This window comes from Kitasatospora sp. NPDC047058 (assembly GCF_040643935.1).
In the GTDB taxonomy this organism is placed as follows: Bacteria; Actinomycetota; Actinomycetes; order Streptomycetales; family Streptomycetaceae; genus Kitasatospora.
Map to the genome: position 1 here is coordinate 1 of NZ_JBEYVJ010000137.1, position 19,068 is coordinate 19,068.

General features: G+C 74.6%; 15 protein-coding genes. 4 read left to right on the forward strand and 11 right to left on the reverse strand.

The genetic code is table 11. The annotated features are described in order from the left end of the window. Positions 1-98: 98 nt before the first annotated feature. Complete coding sequence (locus tag ABZ885_RS20975) at positions 99-2,195, reverse strand: ATP-binding protein (protein WP_360190559.1); 2,097 nt, start codon at positions 2,193-2,195, stop codon at positions 99-101. Between the two features lie 242 nt (positions 2,196-2,437). Here ABZ885_RS20975 and gabT point away from each other — a divergent pair, with 242 nt between their 5' ends. Together gabT and ABZ885_RS20985 are read left to right on the forward strand one after the other, a co-directional pair. Further along, the gene (gene gabT, locus ABZ885_RS20980) at positions 2,438-3,793 is read left to right on the forward strand and encodes a 4-aminobutyrate--2-oxoglutarate transaminase (protein WP_360190562.1); all 1,356 of its coding nucleotides are present in this window, start codon (positions 2,438-2,440) and stop codon (positions 3,791-3,793) included. A 492-nt stretch (positions 3,794-4,285) separates the two neighbouring features. Next, a complete protein-coding gene (locus ABZ885_RS20985) occupies positions 4,286-4,924 on the forward strand; it encodes a phosphatase PAP2 family protein (protein WP_360190565.1) in 639 nt (212 codons plus the stop codon). Here ABZ885_RS20985 and ABZ885_RS20990 read toward each other — a convergent pair. Beyond that, positions 4,921-5,256, reverse strand: a complete 336-nt coding sequence (locus ABZ885_RS20990; protein ID WP_360190567.1) for a DUF2218 domain-containing protein — start codon at positions 5,254-5,256, stop codon at positions 4,921-4,923. The two genes, ABZ885_RS20985 and ABZ885_RS20990, sit on opposite strands and share 4 nt — an antisense overlap. 179 nt (positions 5,257-5,435) lie before the next feature. Here ABZ885_RS20990 and ABZ885_RS20995 point away from each other — a divergent pair, with 179 nt between their 5' ends. Then, positions 5,436-5,993 carry a MarR family transcriptional regulator gene (locus tag ABZ885_RS20995; protein ID WP_360190570.1) on the forward strand — a complete coding sequence of 186 codons (558 nt, stop codon included), beginning with the start codon at positions 5,436-5,438 and terminating at the stop codon, positions 5,991-5,993. On the opposite strand, the gene ABZ885_RS21000 is transcribed toward ABZ885_RS20995, so the two are convergent. Further along, positions 5,884-6,825, reverse strand: a complete 942-nt coding sequence (locus tag ABZ885_RS21000; RefSeq protein ID WP_360190597.1) for an EamA family transporter — start codon at positions 6,823-6,825, stop codon at positions 5,884-5,886. The two genes, ABZ885_RS20995 and ABZ885_RS21000, sit on opposite strands and share 110 nt — an antisense overlap. 106 nt (positions 6,826-6,931) lie before the next feature. Between ABZ885_RS21000 and ABZ885_RS21005 the strand changes: the two genes are divergently transcribed. Then, positions 6,932-7,837, forward strand: a complete 906-nt coding sequence (locus ABZ885_RS21005) for a LysR family transcriptional regulator (RefSeq protein WP_360190573.1) — start codon at positions 6,932-6,934, stop codon at positions 7,835-7,837. A 105-nt stretch (positions 7,838-7,942) separates the two neighbouring features. Here ABZ885_RS21005 and ABZ885_RS21010 read toward each other — a convergent pair whose 3' ends face one another. The 8 genes from ABZ885_RS21010 to ABZ885_RS21045 form a co-directional block, all read right to left on the reverse strand. Continuing rightward, positions 7,943-8,728 (reverse strand): ZIP family metal transporter, encoded by a 786-nt coding sequence (locus tag ABZ885_RS21010; protein ID WP_360190576.1) that lies wholly within the window; start codon positions 8,726-8,728, stop codon positions 7,943-7,945. A 319-nt stretch (positions 8,729-9,047) separates the two neighbouring features. Then, complete coding sequence (locus ABZ885_RS21015) at positions 9,048-10,700, reverse strand: restriction endonuclease (RefSeq protein WP_360190578.1); 1,653 nt, start codon at positions 10,698-10,700, stop codon at positions 9,048-9,050. Between the two features lie 113 nt (positions 10,701-10,813). After that, complete coding sequence (locus tag ABZ885_RS21020; RefSeq protein ID WP_360190580.1) at positions 10,814-12,517, reverse strand: hypothetical protein; 1,704 nt, start codon at positions 12,515-12,517, stop codon at positions 10,814-10,816. 283 nt (positions 12,518-12,800) lie between these two features. Then, positions 12,801-13,457, reverse strand: a complete 657-nt coding sequence (locus ABZ885_RS21025; protein ID WP_360190583.1) for a YigZ family protein — start codon at positions 13,455-13,457, stop codon at positions 12,801-12,803. A gap of 134 nt (positions 13,458-13,591) precedes the next feature. After that, positions 13,592-14,878 carry an aldolase gene (locus ABZ885_RS21030; protein WP_360190585.1) on the reverse strand — a complete coding sequence of 429 codons (1,287 nt, stop codon included), beginning with the start codon at positions 14,876-14,878 and terminating at the stop codon, positions 13,592-13,594. Between the two features lie 128 nt (positions 14,879-15,006). Beyond that, positions 15,007-16,596: a DUF2637 domain-containing protein gene (locus tag ABZ885_RS21035; protein WP_360190588.1), complete on the reverse strand. Its 1,590-nt coding sequence runs from the start codon at positions 16,594-16,596 to the stop codon at positions 15,007-15,009. Between the two features lie 209 nt (positions 16,597-16,805). Beyond that, positions 16,806-17,471 carry a response regulator transcription factor gene (locus ABZ885_RS21040; protein WP_360190591.1) on the reverse strand — a complete coding sequence of 222 codons (666 nt, stop codon included), beginning with the start codon at positions 17,469-17,471 and terminating at the stop codon, positions 16,806-16,808. Continuing rightward, the gene (locus ABZ885_RS21045) at positions 17,423-18,832 is read right to left on the reverse strand and encodes a histidine kinase (RefSeq protein WP_360190594.1); all 1,410 of its coding nucleotides are present in this window, start codon (positions 18,830-18,832) and stop codon (positions 17,423-17,425) included. The genes ABZ885_RS21040 and ABZ885_RS21045 overlap by 49 nt, the downstream gene beginning before the upstream one ends. Between the last annotated feature and the right edge of the window lie 236 nt (positions 18,833-19,068).

The following is a 19,068-nucleotide window of genomic DNA, read 5'->3' on the forward strand; positions in this document are numbered from 1 at the left end:
CGATCCGACAACCGCTCACCCGCAGGCGACTTGACCTGCCCCACCCTCGCCACACCACAACCAACGAGGCACGGACCCCAAAGTCACCGGCATTGCCCCTAGCCCCGCAGGTCCACCAGCAACGGCGGCACCTGCTCGCCCGACACCGCCGTCAGCGACACCACCGCGTGCCCCGCCGGCAACGCGTGCGCCAGATCCGACGGCGACCACCGCAGCCGCTCCACGTCCCGCGTCGTCACCGACTCCGTCTGCGCGGTCGTCCCCGACAACGCCTTCCGCCCCAACCGCCCGGCCCTGCGGACGACGCCGCCCTCCGTCTGGGGAGCGTGGGTGACGACCCTCTCGTGAATCACGTGGGTGCCCCAGGCTTCGGAGAAGAACTTCCCGTCCCAGGGGGCGATGCCGGGAAAGACCATCCGGCACCCGACAGCGCCGAACAACGGGGTCCGCAGGGCCTCCGGCAGGTCCATCAGCGTGCGCAACAACAGAACCGCGCCGGCGTTGGCGCCGCGCATCCGCTGCAGGCCCCGCACCGTTCCGGTATCCAGAGCCGCCGACGCGTCGTCCACCACGAGGCCTGCGAAGAGCGACCGGTCCTCCCGGGCCACCGCTGCCAGAACGAACTGACCGACCACCAGACGGGAGAGGATCCGCGCGGCCTCGGGGTGGCTGCGTTCGGGCAGCTTGATCCTGACGCGGAGCGGGTGGTCGAGGGCCTTCATGGCGAAGGGCGGCTTGCCGGTGCCGTCCATCGTGAACGCCCCCTCGAAGGAGGGCCGGTCCAGTAGCGCCAAACGGTCAGCCAGCAGCGCGCCCGGGTCGTCCGCCCGGCCCTGCTGCAGGTCCCGGTGCTTGAGGTCCCTCTCATGAGTCGTCAGCCGGCCGGCCTCTCGCAAGGCCTTCACCAGCGCTTCCTTCACCTCTGGATCACCTGCGAGCAGTCCCCGCAGCTCCCGCACGCCGGGGTAGCGGCCGTACGCGGCGTGAAACGGACCGACGACCTGCTGAAGAGCCACCCGGGCACTCTCCGCACGCGCCGTCAACTCGTCCGGCAGCAAGGCGTCCGCCAGCCGGGCAGCCGCCTCGTCCGGGTCCTGCGTGGCGCCGTACAGGTCCAACCCGTATACCGAACCGGCCTCTCCGAGCGAGATCACCACGTCGTACCAGGCATCCGGCCCGAGGTCGGCGTCCGAGGCCCCGACCGCCACCGCGCAAGCCCTTCCCGCGAGTGCCTGCAGGCAGAGTGCCTCGATGGCGGGCCGGGCCAGTCGCGCGGTCTTCCCGGTCCCCGCCGGGCCCACGGCCAGCAGCGAGGTGCCCAGAAGAGCCGGATCCAGTGCGAACCCTGTCGCCCGGTATGTCTGCGGGTTCTTCGGGACATCCTGAGTCGTTCCGAGCCGTACCTGTTGGACCAGCAGATCGTGATGCGCCACCCGCCCGTGCAGGTCCCTGCTTCCCGACGGATGACTGAACGCCGCTGCGCCCCGCACCTTCACCTGCTCCACGAAGGCCGGCACGAACGCCGGATCGGCCTGAGCCGACTCCCAGGCCCGCTGGATCCGCATGTAGTCGACGTCTCCCACGGGCTCCCGGTCCAGCGTCTCCGCCGCTGCGGCTGCCCCGCCGAAACGCTGGGCCGTCCACGGATCGGCAACCGGTCCCGGCTCCGGCTCGACCGCGGGCCTGGCGGAACCCTCTCCTTCATGGGTGATGGCTTTCGCCAGTACGGGGGCGACGTTCTGCCGCCAACCGTCCCGCGTGAGGAACCGTCTGCTGACCTCCCGCCAACGACCGGTCCGCCAGAAGACCGCCGCCGCGCAGCCGACGGTGACCATGTTGATCAGTATCTGTACGACGTTGAACTGGTCGGGGGACGTCCCGTCGAACCAACGGAGGATGAACCCCGCCCCGTACATCAGCACCACGGTGCCGATGTAGTAGGTCGCGACGGTCGCGATGACGTTCAGCCCCGCGCGCAGCAGCAGCGGCCAGGTCGCCACCCTGGCCTCCTCCGCGCGGTCCGGGTCGATCTGGCGGTAGCCCTGGCGGTAGATGCCCGGGGCGGCCTCGGGGCGGGGGGCCGCGACCCAGGCGGGGAGGTCGAAGGCGGGGGGGCGGGGGCGCTGGTGGGGCATGGGGGTGGGGGGTGTGGTGGTGGTCCGATCGCCGTGGCCCTGTGCCCCGTCCAGTTCCATGTACGGTCCCGCTCCCTCGCCCGCCCGCCCGGCCCGACCGCCGTCGGTGCCGCCATACCCATGCCGCCGTACCGGCGACACGCCCGCGCTCAATGTAGTGGAGCGGAGCGTGGGGGCAGCCGCACAACCCGCGCTGGCCGCCTCGGACAAGTCGGACGGCCCAGTGCTACCGAGTGGCGCATGCTCGCGCGGCGAGGGCGGCCGTAGCCTGCGAGGACCGAGTCGAGAAGTCTGGAGAAACCATGAGCGCCGCAACGCCGCTCCCGCAGGAGCGCCGCCTGGTCACCGCGATCCCCGGTCCGAAGTCGCAGGAGCTGCAGGCCCGCAAGCTGGGTGCGGTGGCGGCCGGCGTCGGCACCACGCTGCCGGTGTACGTGTCCCGCGCCAACGGTGGCGTGCTGGAGGACGTGGACGGCAACTCGCTGATCGACTTCGGCTCCGGCATCGCCGTGACCAACGTCGGCAACAGCGCCGAGGCCGTGGTGGCCAAGGCGTCCGAGCAGCTGGCCGCCTTCACGCACACCTGTTTCATGGTGACCCCGTACGAGGGCTACGTGGCCGTGGCCGAGCAGCTGAACGAGCTGACCCCGGGTGACCACGAGAAGCGCACCGCGCTGTTCAACTCGGGCGCCGAGGCGGTCGAGAACGCGGTGAAGATCGCCCGCGCCTACACCAAGCGCACCGCCGTCGTGGTGTTCGACCACGGCTACCACGGCCGCACCAACCTCACCATGGGCCTGACGGCGAAGAACATGCCGTACAAGCAGGGCTTCGGCCCGTTCGCCCCGGAGATCCACCGGGTGCCGGTGGCCTACCCCTACCGCTGGCTGACCGGTGCGGAGAACTGCGCCGCCGAGGCCGCCGCGCAGGCGATCGACATCATCAACAAGCAGATCGGCGCCGACAACGTCGCCGCGATCATCATCGAGCCGATCCAGGGCGAGGGCGGCTTCATCGAGCCGGCCAAGGGCTTCCTGCCGGCCATCGTGGAGTTCGCGAAGCAGAACGGCATCGTCTTCGTCGCGGACGAGATCCAGACCGGCTTCTGCCGGACCGGCCAGTGGTTCGCCTGCGACGACGAGGGCATCGTCCCGGACCTGATCACGACCGCCAAGGGCATCGCCGGCGGTCTGCCGCTGGCCGCGGTGACCGGTCGCGCCGAGATCATGGACGCCGCGCACGCGGGTGGCCTGGGCGGCACCTACGGCGGCAACCCGGTGGCCTGCGCCGCCGCGCTGGGCTCCATCGAGACGATGAAGGAGCTCGACCTCAACGGCAAGGCGCAGCAGATCGGCGAGGTCATGCTGGGCCGCCTGCGGGCGATGCAGGAGAAGTTCGACGTCATCGGCGAGGTCCGCGGCCGTGGCGCGATGATCGCGATCGAGCTGGTGAAGCCGGGCTCCAAGGAGCCGAACCCGGAGATCACCGCCGCCGTCGCGAAGGCCTGCCACGCCGAGGGCCTGGTGGTGCTGACCGCCGGCACCTACGGCAACGTGCTGCGCTTCCTGCCGCCGCTGGTGATGCCGGAGCACCTGCTCGTCGAGGGCCTGGACATCATCGAGGGCGCCTTCGCCCTCCAGGGCGTCACCGCCGCCTGAGCCCGCCGCACCCGGCCGCAGGCCGGTCGGCATGGACCCGCCGGAGGGATGTCCGGACAGCGCTGAACGGCCCGTGGGGATTCCTCCCCACGGGCCGTTCGGTCTGTGCGGGCCGTGCGGGGACGGCCCCGGCGGGCGGTGAAGATGCTGTGCGGAATCGCTGAAGCTCCTCGGCCCGGCACGGCCGTTGACGTAGTGTCATCACAGATGGACAGCGAGCCTCAGCCATGGACGGATCCGTTCGCGGCACCGCCCCCGGTGGCGGGTCCGCGTGCCGTCCGCGAGGACAACCAGGCCGGCCCGGAAGGGCCGGTGCACACCGAAGGCCGATCGACCGACCGTCCGACCCACACCCCCCGGGACGCGCGGAACGGCGATCATCAGAGCCGTCCCGGAGCTCTCCCCCCTGCTCCGGGGCGGCCGCTTCGCGTTCCCGGCCGGTTCGCCGGTTCGACCACCCTGCCGGTCCTGCTGGGTGCGGCGCTGGCGCTGGTGACCTGGCAGGTGGCCGTCGACGGGCCGCTGCTGGGCCTGGACCGCTGGGCCCGGCACGTCACCCGGGAGAGCCGGCACGACCTGCACAGCACACTGCTCGACCACGCCGGCCAGGCGCTCTCGGACCTGGGCAGCGCGGTCCCGGCGATCCCGGTGCTGCTGACCGGCGGGGCGCTAGCCGCCTGGCGGTCGCGCCGGGCCGGCGCCCCGCGCTGGTGGCTGCCCGCGGCGGTGTCGGCGCTGACCGCCGGACTGATCCCGCTGCTGGTCGTCCCGGCGAAGGCCCTGTTCGGCCGGCCGGGGCCGCTCGGGCTGCCACTGACGCCGGACCAGCTGGGCTGGTATCCGTCCGGGCACACGGCCACCGCGACCCTGTCGTACGGCGTGGCCGCGGTGCTGGTCGCCCGCACGGTGGGCGGCCCGGCCCGGCGCCGGCTGCACGCGGCGGGGGCGCTGCTCCCGGCCGGGGTCGGGCTCGGGCTGGTGTGGAGCGACTACCACTGGCTGCTGGACGTGGTGGCGAGCTGGTGCCTGGGCGGGCTGGTGCTCTGGGCGCTCGCCCGCCGGCTGCCGCGCGCCCACCGGCCGCCGCGCGACCGGCGGGATGCGCGTAACCGTCCGCGGGCCCTCCGCTAGTCCTCCTCGGGCGCGTCGTTGCGGTGGACGAGGCCGGCCTCGCCGTTGTCGCGCCGCCACTCGACGACCAGTTCGTCGCGGGCGCCGAAGCGGACCAGGTGGCGGCCGACGACGTCCTCCAGGCCGGGCAGGTTCTCGGCCGCGCCCTCGACGGCGAGCAGCAGGGCGTCGGGGGCGGCCTCCAGGGTGGCGGTCCCGGCGCTGAAGGCGAGGGTGCCGCGGCCGGTCTCGTCGGACCAGTGGGCTTCGATCTTGCGGCCCATGTGGGCGGCGAGCTGCTTGGCGTAACGGCCGGGGCGGTCGGTGGCGACGCGGGCTTCGGAGCGGGGCACGGGCCCTCCAGAGATCGGGGGAGGGAACTTAGGGTGCCCTCACTGTGACTACGCTAACCCAGATACTGAGCTTTACTCAACATATTTTCGCGCGCCCCTCACGGGCCCGCGCACGGCCGCCCGCCACGGCCCGGACCGGCCGATACCCTTGGTCGAACACCTGCCGAGGAGAGCCGCCCATGACCACCACGCCGACCGACGACGCGGCGAGCTCCTCCGGTTCCCCGGGCGACGACGGGCCGGCGACGCCCCAGGACACCGCCGCCGAACTCGCCGACGCGATGACCCGGGCGATCAAGCGGATCCGCCGCCGCACCAGCGAGCGCCTCGAGCCCTACGGCATCACCCCGGCCCAGGGCCGCGCCCTGCGCACCCTCGCGCACGCGCCCGGCTGTGAGCTGCCGGACCGGGCGATGCGGCTGAGCGACCTCGCGGACCGGCTGCACATCGCCCCGCGCTCGGCCACCACCGTGGTCGACGCGCTGGAGGAGGCGGGGATGGTCGAGCGCACCCCGGACCCGGCCGACCGGCGCGCGGTGCGGATCGTGCTGACGGCGGCCGGCCACTCGGCGGTGGAGCGGATCGGGCAGGTGCGGCACGAGGTGGCGCAGGAGTACTTCGGCCCGGTCAGCCCCGCCGAACAGGATGCGCTGCTGCGGGCACTGCGCTCCGCCGAGGCCGCGTACGCGGCCGCCACGCCGCCGCGGCGGCCAGGGCACCCGGGCGCAGCGCGGTGATCCCGATCCCGGCGATCACCAGCAGCGCGGCGCACCCGGCGAGCGGGCTGACCCGCTCGCCGAGGAGCAGCCAGGCCGAGGACATCCCGAACACCGGCACCAGCAGCGAGTAGGGCGCCACCGCGGTGGCGTCGTAGCTGCGCAGCAGGAAGCTCCAGGCGACGAAGCCGAACAGGGTGGAGACCAGCCCGACGTACCCGATCGCGCCCAGGCCGGCCGGGGTGATCCCGCGCAGCGCCTCGAGGTCCGCGGCCGGCCCCTCGACCACCAGCGAGAGCGCGAGCAGCGGCAGCGGCGGCACGGCGCTCACCCAGACCATCCAGCGCAGCGCGTCCGGCGGGGCCGCCTTGCGGGTCAGCACGTTGGACAGGCCCCAGGCCACGGCGGCGAGGATGACCAGGGCGAAGGCTCCGACGGGGCCGCCGAGACCGTGGTCGAGGGCGCAGAGGCCGATACCGGCGAAGGCGATCGCCAGGCCGGCCAGCCGCTGGCGGCCGGGCCGCTCGCGCAGCAGGACGCCGGCGAACAGCGCGGTGAAGACCGCCTGGCTCTGCAGGACCAGGGACGAGAGCCCGGCCGGCATCCCGGCGTGCATGCCGAGGAAAAGCAGCCCGAACTTGACCACCCCGAGCACGAACCCGACCGCCAGCACCCACCGCCAGGCCACCCGGGGCGGGCCGACGAAGAGGACCGCCGGGACCGCGACCACCGCGAAGCGCAGCGCGCAGAAGAGCAGCGGCGGGAAGTTCTGCAGGCCGACGTGGATGAGCACGAAGTTGAGGCCCCAGACGGCGGCGACCAGGACGGCCAGGGCGATGTGACGCGGTCTCATGCTGCCGCCGGTGGCGGCGGGGGTTGCGGTCATGGATCGAGGATGACCGCCGGCAACCGTGTAGCACCAGCGATGAATACTGAAGCCCACGCTTTAGCATTGCTGCATGATGGATCTGGGACGCCTGCGCGCGCTGCACGCGGTGGCCGTGCACGGTTCGGTCGGCGGGGCGGCGGCCTCGCTCGGGTTCACCCCGTCGGCGGTCTCGCAGCAGATCGCCAAGCTGGAGCGCGAGACCCGGACGGTCCTGCTGGAACGGCAGGGCCGCGGGGTGGTGCTGACGGACGCCGCGCGCGAACTGGCCGCCACCGCGCAGGCGGTGCTGGGGCTGGTGGAGCAGGCCGAGGTGCGGCTGGAGGAGCAGCGTGGCCAGGCGGTGGGACAGCTGCTGGTTGCCGCCTTCGCCACCGGTGCACGGGGGCTGATGCCGGGGGTGCTCGCCGACCTGCGGGAACGCTGTCCCGAGCTGGACGTCCGGCTGCTGGAGAGCGACCCGTACCCGGCGGCCGAGCTGGTCGCCCGGGGCGAGGTGGACCTGGCGCTGGTCCAGGACTGGCCTACGGTGCCGCTGCCGGTGCAGGAGGGCCTCTCCCGGCTGGACCTCGGCCCGGACCCGGTGGACCTGCTGCTGCCCGCGGCGCACCCGCTGGCCGGGCTCACCGTGGTGCCGGTGGGCCGACTGCGCGGGCTGCGCTGGACCAGCGTGCCGCCGGGCAACATCTGCCACGACTGGCTGGTGCGGACCCTGCGCGAGGTCGGCGAGGAGCCCGAGGTCTGCTACCGGGTCGGCGAGTTCGAGACCCAGGTCGCGCTGATCGCGGCCGGGCTGGGCGTCGGCCTGGTGCCGCGGCTCGGCCGGTCCGCCCTGCCGCCCGAGGTGGTGGCCCGGCCGGTCGTGCCGGAGCCCGCCCGCCGGGTGTTCGCGCTCTGGCGCACCCAGACGTCCCGGCGTCCGGCGATCACCGCTGCCCTGGGGGCGATGCGTGCCCGGTGGGCGGCGCTCGGCGGGTGAGCCCCGCCCCGTGGTGAGCCGAGACGGGTGGGCCGTGCGCCGGGTGGAGCCGTGCAACAGGTGCGGCGCACAACAGGCGCGACGGTACAACAGGCGCGCGGCGCGTCAGCCCGCGAAACCGATCACCAGCCACATGAAGCCCACCCCGACCAGGGTGCATACCAGCGTGGTCCGCGAGGGGTGCGGGCTGTGCGCCTCGGGGAGGATGTCGGAGGTCGCCAGGTAGAGCAGGAAGCCCGCGAAGAACCCGAGGTAGAGGCCGAGCAGCTGTTCCGGGATGGTGAACAGCAGGGTGATCGCGGCGCCGGTCACCGGCGCGAGCGCGTCCGCCACCAGCAGGGTCAGCGCCCGCCGCCGGTCGTTCCCGTAGAGCCGGGTGATCGTGTACGTGTTGAAGCCGTCGGCGAAGTCGTGCGCGACCACGGCGATGGCGACCACCGTTCCGACCGTGGTCCCGGCCTGGAAGGCCGCCCCGATCGCGAAGCCGTCCATGACGCTGTGGCCGACCAGGGCCAGCGCCGCGGTCAGCCCGATGCCCGGGGCCGCGTTACCGGCCACCCGCTGGTCGTGCACGGGGACGTGGGCGTGCCGGTGGCCGTGGGTGTGCTCGGCGTACTCCCCCTCGTGACCGCGGTGGATGGCCACCGCCCGCTCGACGATGTGGATGGCCAGGAACCCGGCCGCGAACATCAGCAGCGCCTGCGGGACGCCGTGGACCTCGTCGGGCGCCTGGCGCAGCGCCTCCGGCAGCAGGTCGAAGGCGACCACCCCGAGCATCAGCCCGGCCGCGAAGCCGAGCACCAGGTGGCGGCGGTCGCCGGTGCGCTGGGCGACGTAGCCGCCGATCAGCGTCATCAGGAACGCACCGGCGGCGACGAGGATCGCCGTCACCGCACGTCCTCCGAACCGGGCACCGCAGCCACTCCGACTCCCCCGTGTTCCGCCCGTTCCGGGCCGGCCGCCGACCGACACCGGACGGCTGCACCGACGGCCACCGTCGGGCGCCGCCACCCGGCCCGGGCCCGGTCACCCCGTCACCCGCGCCCCCAGCCTCACGCGGCGTCCAAACCGCTGCCCGCCGGGCGGGCCGTCAGGGTGAGCCGCGCCGGCCGGGGGCGCACCGGCGCCGGACCGCTCCCCCGAGGCTCCCTGGCTCCCCCGGGCTCCCCCGGCGCGCAGCGGCCCCGGACGCCGTGACCAGGCCGTGCAGTCAGTGGCTAGCGGCGACCGGAAGCCCGAGATGGGTGCGGGCCAGCTCCCGCACACCGTCGCCGTCGACCAGGTGGATGTGCTGGTGCCCGTCCTCACCGGCGAGGTCGAGCGCCTCCTCGGTGAACCGGCCGGTGGTCAGCCGCAGGCCGCGCTCGGCGGACTCCTCGCGGACCGCCTCCGCCAGCGTCCTGATCTCCTCCTCCCCCACCGGCTGCGCCGCGCGGGAGGCCCACACCACCCAGCGCCCGGGCAGCGCGCTGCCGGCCGGCCCCTCACCGGTGGCGACCAGCCCGGCCGGTCCGCGCAGCCGGACGCTCCACTGCGCCAGCCCGCCCCGGGTGAGCAGCTCGCGGACCAGCTGGGCGAACTCGTTCGCCGAGAGGTCCTGGGCGGACGGCACGGCGGCCCCCGCGACGGCGGCCGGTCCGATGCCGGTCAGGGCGTACGGGTCGGGGGTGACGGCGGCGCCGAGCTGACGCAGCCGCACCAACGCCTCGTCCTGCTCGGCGTCGGCGTAGACGCCCTCGCCGTCGTGCTCCTCGTACGGGGTGGCCGGCGGCAGCAGCCGGGTGCGGGCCAGGGCGTCGCGGTCGGCGTCCACGCTCACCAGGCAGAGCGGCTCCGCCCCGGCGGGTCCGCGCAGCCAGCCGTTGAGCACGACACCCGCCAGTATCTCGTCGGTGTCGACGGCGTCGGCCGCCTGCAGGGCGCGCAGCGCCACCCGGGCGACCAGCCGGAGGTAGTCGGTGGCCCGGTCGGCCGGCGGGCGGGGCATCGGGAGGATCTCGCCGTCGGGCCCGAGCCGGTAGCCGGTCAGCGAGGGCACCAGGTCGAGCGGGGGCAGGTCGAGGTCGAGGACGGCGGTGCGGGTGAGCGGGCGGTAGACCGCCCGGCAGGGCGCGGGCAGGTCCTGGGTGGCCGTCTCGGCGGCTGCCAGGGCCCGTTCGAGCAGCGACTCCACCGCGGCCGGCTCGGCCAGCCGGTACGCCCGACGGCACTCCTCCAGGCTGTCGTTGTACTCCCGCACCGCCCGGGCACGGGCCTGCTCGGCCTGCTCGTGGGCACGCCGGGACTCGTCCGCGGCCGGGCTGCCGGCCTCGGCCCGGCGGGTGCGCCACACCCGCAGCGCCCGCTGGTGGGTGAGCCGGGCCTGGGCCAGCTCGCGCTGGTAGCCGGAGTCCAGCAGCCGCCGGGCCGGGCTCCCGTCGGGGTCGGGGACGGCCGGCTCGGCCGGCGCGTAGTCCTCCCAGCGCGGCTCCGGGTCCTCAGCGGGCCCGGCCGCCGGGCCGTCGACCGGGTAGGGCCGCGGCTCGTACCGGCGCAGCTGGCTCTCGAAGTCCATGGCCGAGACGGGCAGCGCGGCCCGCCGCAGCAGGTCGGCCAGCCGCTGGTGCTCAGCCTGGACGGTGAGCGTGCGGTGGTGGGTCAGCGCGGCGGCCCGGGCGTGCGCGGCGACGGACTCGTCCCCGCCGGGACCGGCCGGGCCGCCCGCCGGAGCACCGTCCGACGGGCTCTCGTGGTCCGCCGGCCCGCCCGGCTCGCCGTGCTCGCCCGGCTCGTCCACGCCGAGGTCACGGAAGACCGAGGCCAGGAAGCCGGGTTGGGGGGCCGTGACCGTACCGTCGGAGCGGCCGTCTGCTGAGTACTGCATCGGTGGTCGTTCCCCCATGCTCGTCCGGCACCTGCCCGGGCCGGCCGGCGACCCCGCGGCCCGCCCCTGCCGGCCATTGTCCACCGAACGGGCGCACCGGTCAGCCAAGCCTCTCAGTTGGTCCTGGTGTTGGTCAGGTGCAGGCCGATGTAGCCGACATAGATCCGGCCACTGCCGGAACAGTCGTCGAGGTAGTGCAGCCTGGGTGCCGTCCGGCCGCCGCCGATCCGCAGGTGGGCGCCCATGAACGCACGCCGGGAGGCGTCGACGCACTCCGGCACCGGCAGCATCCGCTCCCGCTTCCACTTGGTGTGGCTGAAGACCGTCCGGGACTCCCCGCGCACCGCCTTGCGGGGCGGGAAGCGGTGGCAGCCGGCCGGGGTCCGCTCGCACCACTGCTTGAAGTCGCCGCCCGCCTCGCCGCGGATGGCGGCCTCGGCGTACTCCTGAAGGGCGGTCAGCCCGTCCCAGGTGAGCCGGGCCCAGCCGGTGTTGGAGCACTGCAGCTCGTCCAGCGCGAGTGCGCTCTTCTGGTCCCCGGTGAAGGTGAGCAGTGGGAACTCGCCCAGCCTGCGCATCAGTTCGGTGAAGCTGCCGGGGGCTCCGCCGGCCGCCGGGGCGGAGGTGGTGGGACCGGCCGGGCGGCGGCCGGGCCGGACGGGTGCGGCCGCACCTCCCTGGACGGCGCAGAACCGGCCCGTCAGCGCGCGCACCTGGGCGGCGCCGTGACGCCGCTCCCGGCGCAGGCTGTGCCGGACCCGCTCCAACTCGTCCGCCCTGGCCTGCTGCTCGGCCCGGTCCTGCTGCTCCTCGTGGGCGAGTACCGCCAGCTCGGCCCGGGCCGCCGCGTCCTGCGGGCCGGTGCCGGTGCGCGGCCCCTGCGGGGGCACCCGCAGGACCGGGACGGCGGCCAGCGGCGACGGCAGCGGCTGCTCGGCGGCGAGCCGGCGCGGCTCGCGGGCCAGCAGCCCGGCGGCGCGGCGCAGGTCCTCCTCGATCCGGCGGCGGGCCAGCACCGGGTGCCGGGCGCCGTCGTGCCGGGAGGCCGGGTCGACCTCGGGCAGGTAGGTGCGCACCGCCCCGCCGTACACGGCGTGGTACTCCAGTGCGACGTTGAACTCCGTCCGGGCGCCCGGGTCCAGGACGTAGGCGGTGGCGAGGCCGGGCAGTTGCCCGCAGAGCGGGCGGACGACCTCGGCGACCCAGTCGTCGAGGCCCCGGTCGGCCGGGACGCTGGCCACCACGGTGGGCAGCCGGCGTGCGGGGTCGCAGAGCTCGTCGATGAGGCCCTCGACGTCGGCGGCGGTCAGCACCCGCGGCGCGAGCTGGACGGCGGCCGGGCCGTCGGCGGCGTCGAGCAGCGGCAGCAGGGTGCGGGCGAGCTCGGGCACCGGCACCCGGCAGGGCGTCCGGACGCCGCTGCCGGTGGTGTGGGTCTCCGCCTCCAGCCAGACCCAGGTGGGGCCGCCGGCTCCGGTCGCTATGGTCAGCGTGAGCTGGTGGGTGCCGTGCGGGGCCGGGGTGCGCAGCCGGCGGCGGTCGTAGCGGCCGGCGACGGGGCCGCCGCGGAGCGGGCCGCCGTCGCGGTCGAGCAGGACGCGGCCGCCCAGCCGCAGGCGCTCGGGGGCAGCGGCCGTGCCGGGATCGTGCGGGGCGGGATCGTACGCGCCGGGATCGCGCGGGGTGGGCTCGTGCGGGGCGGGCTCGCGCACCGCCAGCGGGGGCTCCTCGCAGCCCTCCTGTTTCAGCCAGGCGCCGAGGCGCTGGTCGGCCAGGGCGAGGGCGTCGGCGTGCGGGAGCGCGGTGGTGACGGTCATCCGGTAGGGCGTCGCGGGGCCTCTCGGGCCGGGAAGATCGGCTCGGGCGGGCGACGGTGAGCGGTCCGAGGTCATGCGCATACCTCCGTGGTGCGGTGGTGGGGTCTCTCGTCCTCCATCGATGGGGGTTTCGTCCGGATCGGCCGGATCCTTGCCCAGGAAACGCCACAACCCGGAGTGGAAGTTCCAACTCCGGGTCACGTCAATACGTTCGAGTGAATCTGCTCAAGCCGCCTACCGCCGCGGGCCGTCTTCTGCTCCGGCCGCCGCGGGCGGCGCCGCCTCAGACCGGCACCTCGACGTACGTCCGGCCCGCCGCCACCGCAACCGCGGTGCCGCCGGTCGCCTCGGCCAGCCAGGTGTGGAACGCCGCCACGTCCGGCTCCGGCACCCCGACCTCGATCCGCACCCCGGTGGCCTCGTACGCCAGGTCGCTCACCGCGTACCCCGCGGCCCGCAGGTCGTTCTCGACCCGCCCGGCCCGGGTGTGGTCCGCCGTGACCGCGAGCAGCGCCACCGGCCGCCGCTCCAGCAGCCCGACCTCGTCCACCGCCTCCGACACCGCGTTCCCGTACGCCCGCACCAGGCCGCCGGCGCCGAGCTTGATCCCGCCGAAGTACCTGGTCACCACGGCCACCGTGTCGGTCAGCCCGCGGCGGCGCAGCACCTCCAGCATCGGCACGCCGGCCGTGCCGCCGGGCTCCCCGTCGTCGCTGGACCGCTCGCGCCGCTGCTCCTCGCCGACCACGAAGGCGGTGCAGTTGTGCCGCGCGTCCCAGTACTGCTTGCGGATGCCGGCGATGAACGCCTGTGCCTCGTCCTCGTCGGCGACCCGGGCGAGGTGGCAGATGAAGCGGGACTTCTTGATCTCGGTCTCGTGGCTGCCGGCACGCCGGATGGTGAGGTACTGCCTGGGGGTCGGCTCCGGCGTGGCGGACATGGCTCGGCGGTTCTCCCGGAAGACGGCGGAGGCTGGCGGTTTCCGGCCCGCAGGTCCGCGGGCCGGCACACCGCCAGCCTAGTTGCCCGGTGATCCGGCCGGCCGGGCACCGGGGCCCGCCCCGGTCCCCGGCGTCAGCGCCCGGCCAGCGCGTCCAGCTGCGCGCGGTCCAGGCCGGTCAGCGCGGTGACCTCGGCGAGGTCGACGGCGCCGCAGTCCAGCCCGCGCAGCACGTAGCCGCTGAGCGCCCGCGCGGTCGCCGGCTCGTCCATCACGTCGCCGCCCGCCTTGGCGACGTACGCGGCCAGCCGGGCGGCGGCGGCCGCCAGGCCCTCGCGGTAGAAGGTGTAGACGGCGACGTACCGGGTCGGCAGGTGGGCCGGGTGCATGTCCCAGCCCTGGTAGTAGGCGCGGGCCAGCGAGCGGCGGACCAGGTCGTGGTGGAGCTTCCAGGCGGCGTGCACCTGCTCGGTGGAGCCGGTCGGGATGACGTTGGTCGAGCCGTCGGAGAGCCGGACGCCGGTGCCGGCGGCGGCCACCTGCATCACCGCCTTGGCGTGGTCGGCGACCGGGTGGTCCATGCTCTGGTAGGCGGCGCTGACCCCGCACGAGGCGCTGTAGTCGAACGTCCCGTAGTGCAGGCCGGTGGCCCGGCCCTCGGCGGCCTCGATCATCCGGGAGACGGTGGCCCGGCCGTCCGGGCCGAGGATGGCCTGGGTGGTCTCGATCTGGATCTCGAAGCCGATCCGGCCGGCCGGCAGCCCGGCCGAGCGCTCGAAGTCCTCCAGCAGCCGGACCAGCGCGGTGACCTGCTGGGCGTATGTCACCTTGGGCAGCGTGAGCACCAGGCCCTCCGGCAGACCGCCGCCGGCCAGCAGGGTGGAGAGGAACAGCTCCAGGGTGCGGATGCCGCGGTCCCGGACCGCCGCCTCCATGCACTTGATCCGGATGCCGATGTACGGCGGGGCGCTGCCGTCCGCGACGGCGGCGGCGACCAGCTCGGCGGCCCGGACGGCGGCCGCGTCCTCCTCGGCGTCCGGCCGCGGGCCGTAGCCGTCCTCGAAGTCGATCCGGAGGTCCTCGACCGGCTCCCGCTCCAGCTTGGCGCGGACCCGGGCGTGCACGTCGGCGAGCAGCGCGTCGTCGGCCACGCCGAGCGCGCGGGCCAGCTCGGCCGGGGTGCCGGCGTGGGTGTCGAACGCCTCCAGCGCCTGGCGGCCCCACGCACGGACGGTGCCGGCGCCGAACGCGTCGGCCGGGACGTAGACGGTGTGCACCGGCTGCCGGGTGCCGGACTCGCCCGGGTAGCGGCGGGCCAGGTCGGCGTCGACCGGGGCGAGCAGCGCGTCCACGGCGGCACGGGCCTCGGCGGAGAACGCTCCGCCCGCCGACCCGGTACCGTCCAGCTCGACCTGCGACATCCGCACTCCTCCGCACCTCGCAGGCCCGCGGCGGACCAGCGCTTCAACAGTTTGTTGAGGCGAAGGTAGCCCCGCCGTGGTCGGGCGTCAATGGCCGACCGAGCGGTGGACGGGCGGGCTGGTGCCGGTCAGTCCCTCCCGGCGGCGGCGTAGCGGTCCCGCAGCTCGGGGAAGAGCTCGGCGACGTCCTTGGGGTGCACCGAGCCGTCCGGGCGGGTGCCGGCCACGCCGTACTCCCTGGTCAGCCAGTCGGCGAGGCGCTGCGGGTCGGGCTGGTGGTCGAAGGTGTCGATGTAGGTGACCAGCGCCTCGTAGGCAAGCTCGGGGTCGAGGCGGGACGGCAGTGGGCGCGGCGCCTGCTCCTCCTGGGCGACGCCGGACGCGTCCCGGGGGCCGAAGGTCTGCGAGGCCGCGGCCTCGGCGACGGCCGCCTCGACGAAGAGGCCCTCTTCCTCCGGCCGGGCCGGCGTAACCGGCGGAGCGGCGGCCTCGGCGACCGGCTGGGCGGCCCGGCCCGCCGCCTGCGGAGCCGGCTGCGGCCCGGGGGCCTGCGGGCCGGGAGCCTCCGGTCCGGACTGGGGTGCGGTCGGCCGCGGCGGCTTGAACCACGGCGAGGCCTGGCCCGGCACCCGGCCACCGGGCGAGCCGTCGCCCTGGGGCCCGGTGGTGCGGACCGGACGCTCGGTCCAGACGTTCAGCTCCTCCCGGGGCTGCACCGGAGCCTGCTCCGCCTCTGCGGCCGGCTCCTGCGCCGCCCGCAGTCGAACGGCCGCCAGCTTGGCGAGCATCGGCGCGGCCACCTCGGCCGGCATCGGCGCCACCGCGGGCACCCCCGCCTCGGGCTGCGGCTGGGCCTGGGGCCGGCCCGGGCCCTGGACCTGCGGCTGGAGCTGGACCTGGGGCTGGGGCTGTCGGAGCTGCTGCGGGCGAGCCTCGGCAGCAACGACGGCGGCCGGCGCCGGGGCCGCGATGGCGGCGGCCGCCACGGTCCGGTTCTCGCCCAGCTCCTTGGCCTCGCGCAGCTCCCGCGCCTCCCGCGCCTCATCGTCGAGCCGGTCCAGCAGCGCCGGGTCGAGCGGCACCCCGTACTTCGCCAGCTTGAGCGGCAGCAGCGCCTGGATCGGCGCCGAGCGGCGCCAGCCGCGCCCGTACCGGAACCGCAGCTGCGCCCGGTAGACCAGGCGGTTCTGCTCCAGCCGGACCACCTCGTCGTAGGAGCGCAGCTCCCAGAGCTTCATCCGCCGCCAGAGCCGGAAGGTCGGCACCGGGGAGAGCATCCAGCGCATCAGCCGGACGGACTCCATGTGCCGGTCGGCGGTGATCGCGGCGATCCGGCCGACGGCGTGCCGGGAGGCCTCGACGACGACCACGAAGAGCACCGGGATGACCGCGTGCATGCCCATCCCGAGCGGGTCGCCCCAGGAGGCGGCCGCGTTGAACGCGATGGTGGCGACGGTCAGCACCCAGGCGGTCTGCCGCAGCAGCGGGAAGGGGATCCGCAGCCAGGTCAGGACGAGGTCCAGCGCGAGCAGGACGACGATGCCCGCGTCCACGCCGATCGGGAAGGCGTAGGCGAAGGCGCCGAAACCTTTCTCCGTCGCCAGTTCGCGCACCGCGTTGTACGACCCGGCGAAGCCGATACCCGAGATCAGGCAGGCCCCGGCCGCGACCAGCCCGAGCAGGCCGCGGTGGGCCTTGGTGAGCGTTGGGCGTGCCATAACGTCTATCAACCCCTGGATGTCGGCTGCGGCCGTTACGCTGCCGCGGGTGCCGGTTCCCGCTAGTCGGGGCGCCGGACGGCTGCGCAACCCCCGGGCTCGGCCCACCGGAGTTTACTCGTACGCCTGTTTCAGCATTTCCGCAGCCCAGGGTCGAGCCGACGCCCCTCCGACGCCCCCGGCGGACCGGATGCCGGCCGGGCGGACCGTCAACGGACCCGTTCCGCCGAGCCGTTGAGGTAGGCCAGCACCGCCAGCACCCGGCGGTTGGCATCGTCGGCGGGCGAAAGTTCAAGCTTGGTGAAGATATTGGCGATGTGCTTGGCCACCGCGCCGTCGCTCACCACCAGCCGGGCCGCGATCGCCGAGTTCGAGCAGCCCTCCGCCATCAGCTCCAGCACCTCCCGCTCGCGCGGCGACAGCCGCTGCAGCGGCCCCGGGGAGCGCGAGGTGATCTGCATCAGCTTGGCGATCACGTCCGGGTCCATCGCCGTCCCGCCGTCCGCCACCCGGCGGACCGCGTCGATGAACTGCCGGGCGTTGAACACCCGGTCCTTCAGCAGGTACCCGATCCCGCCGGTGCCGTCCGCCAGCAGCTCCCGCGCGTAGAGCTGCTGCACGTGCTGCGACACCACCAGCACCGGCAGGCCCGGGATCTCCCGGCGCGCCCGGAGCGCCGCCTGCAGCCCCTCGTCGGTGAACGTCGGCGGCAGCCGGACGTCCACCACGGCGACGTCCGGACGGTGCGTCAGCAGCGCGTCCAGCAGCTCCGGGCCGGTCTCGACCGCCGCCGCGATGGTGAAGCCGTGCGCTTCCAGCAGCCGGATCAGGCCTTCTCGAAGGAGGTAGAGGTCCTCGGCGAGGACAACTCGCACGGCAGCTCCAAGGTAATGGTGGTCGGACCGCCCGACGTACTGTCGATGGCGAGGACACCGTCGAAGGTACCCAATCGCTTCTCGATGCCGCGCAGGCCGGTACCCCGGGCCGGATCGGCCACACCCACACCGTCGTCCGTCACCGTGATCCGCAGCATGCCGGCCCGGTACAGGATGTCCACCCAGACCTGCTCCGCACCCGAGTGCTTGGCCGCGTTGGCCAGCAGCTCGCAGATGCTGAAGTACGCGGCCGCCTCCACCGGCGCCGGCGGACGGTCCGGCAGGCTCACGCACACCTCCGTCGGCAGCACGCTGTCCAGCGCCAGCAGCCGCACGGCGTCGCCCAGTCCGCGCTCCGCGAGCACCGGCGGGTGGATGCCGTGGACCAGGTCGCGCAGCTCCTGGAGCGCCCGGGCCGAGGACTGCCGCGCCTCGGAGAGGAGCTCACGGGCGGCCACCGGGTCGGTGTCCATCAGGTGCTCGATCGTGCCCAGGGTCATCCCGATCGCGACCAGCCGCGCCTGGGCGCCGTCGTGCAGGTCCCGTTCGATCCGCCGCAGCTCGGCGGCCTGGCTGCCGACCGCGTCGGCCCGCGTCTCGGTCAGCTCCGCCACCCGCTTGGTCAGCTGCGCGTGCGAGGCCCGGCCGTCCTGGTCCAGCACCCGGCGCGCCAGCTCCGCGTACGCGCGGACCGCGAGCGGCGCCAGCAGCACCCCGAGACCGGCCAGCCCCATCCCCAGCACGACGGAGAGCAGCACGGAAGCACTGCTCGCGTCGACCTCACCGTACGGCCGGGGCTCCGCAACCGCGGTGATCGCATAGCCAGCCCCGCCCAGCAGCAGACCGGCCACCGGCGCCGCCAAGGCCACCGCCGCCAGCGGGTTGACCACCAGCCAGGCGATCTCCGACCGCGTCGCCCGGTCCCGCGCCGCCCAGTGCAGCAGCTGAGCGAGCCGCGCGACGGAGTGGGAGCGGTGGTACGAGTACCCGGTCCACCAGTGGCCGCGCTGGTCCAGCTCCAGGTCGGGCCGGGGGCGGTACACCACCGGCAGCCGGACCCCGTACCACCGGGCGACCTGCGCCCGGGTCCGGTCGGCGACCCCGCGCACGAAGAGGCCGGCCACGGTCATGCCCGCGACGGCTGCCGACACCAGGGCCACCAGCGGGGTCAGGTAGTAGTCGTCCAGCATCCAGGCGACTCCGGCCCCCGTGAGGAGCGCCACCAGCAGCGGCAACACCACCGCCGGGAGCGCACCCACCAACAGCAGCGCCAACCGGGCCAACCCGCGCCCACCTGCCACCAGGGCCGTTTCGGCCTGGGCACGCACGGTCGCGCCGCTCGTTCGACTCGCTACTGTCACGGATGCTCCTGAAGCCGGTCCCGGTCGTCCTGATTCAGTGTTCCTGAACCCCTCTGCAGAGACACTGGCCGTCACACCCCAGTTCCGGGGTGGACCTAGCACCACCCCCGGTGGTTCCCCGCAGCCGGGCGGGAAATGCAAAGAACCCCCGTCCGGTTTCCCGGACGGGGGTTCTCTGTGAATGATTGTTCGGCGGCGTCCTACTCTCCCACAGGGTCCCCCCTGCAGTACCATCG

What these genes read in the sequence shown, in the direction of transcription:
- ABZ885_RS20975 (WP_360190559.1), bottom strand. Translation starts at nt 2,195, where the DNA reads ATGGAACTGGACGGGGCACAGGGCCACGGCGATCGGACCACCACCACA.
- gabT (WP_360190562.1), top strand. Translation starts at nt 2,438, where the DNA reads ATGAGCGCCGCAACGCCGCTCCCGCAGGAGCGCCGCCTGGTCACCGCG.
- ABZ885_RS20995 (WP_360190570.1), top strand. Translation starts at nt 5,436, where the DNA reads ATGACCACCACGCCGACCGACGACGCGGCGAGCTCCTCCGGTTCCCCG.
- ABZ885_RS21000 (WP_360190597.1), bottom strand. Translation starts at nt 6,825, where the DNA reads ATGAGACCGCGTCACATCGCCCTGGCCGTCCTGGTCGCCGCCGTCTGG.
- ABZ885_RS21005 (WP_360190573.1), top strand. Translation starts at nt 6,932, where the DNA reads ATGATGGATCTGGGACGCCTGCGCGCGCTGCACGCGGTGGCCGTGCAC.
- ABZ885_RS21015 (WP_360190578.1), bottom strand. Translation starts at nt 10,700, where the DNA reads ATGCAGTACTCAGCAGACGGCCGCTCCGACGGTACGGTCACGGCCCCC.
- ABZ885_RS21020 (WP_360190580.1), bottom strand. Translation starts at nt 12,517, where the DNA reads ATGACCGTCACCACCGCGCTCCCGCACGCCGACGCCCTCGCCCTGGCC.
- ABZ885_RS21025 (WP_360190583.1), bottom strand. Translation starts at nt 13,457, where the DNA reads ATGTCCGCCACGCCGGAGCCGACCCCCAGGCAGTACCTCACCATCCGG.
- ABZ885_RS21030 (WP_360190585.1), bottom strand. Translation starts at nt 14,878, where the DNA reads ATGTCGCAGGTCGAGCTGGACGGTACCGGGTCGGCGGGCGGAGCGTTC.
- ABZ885_RS21035 (WP_360190588.1), bottom strand. Translation starts at nt 16,596, where the DNA reads ATGGCACGCCCAACGCTCACCAAGGCCCACCGCGGCCTGCTCGGGCTG.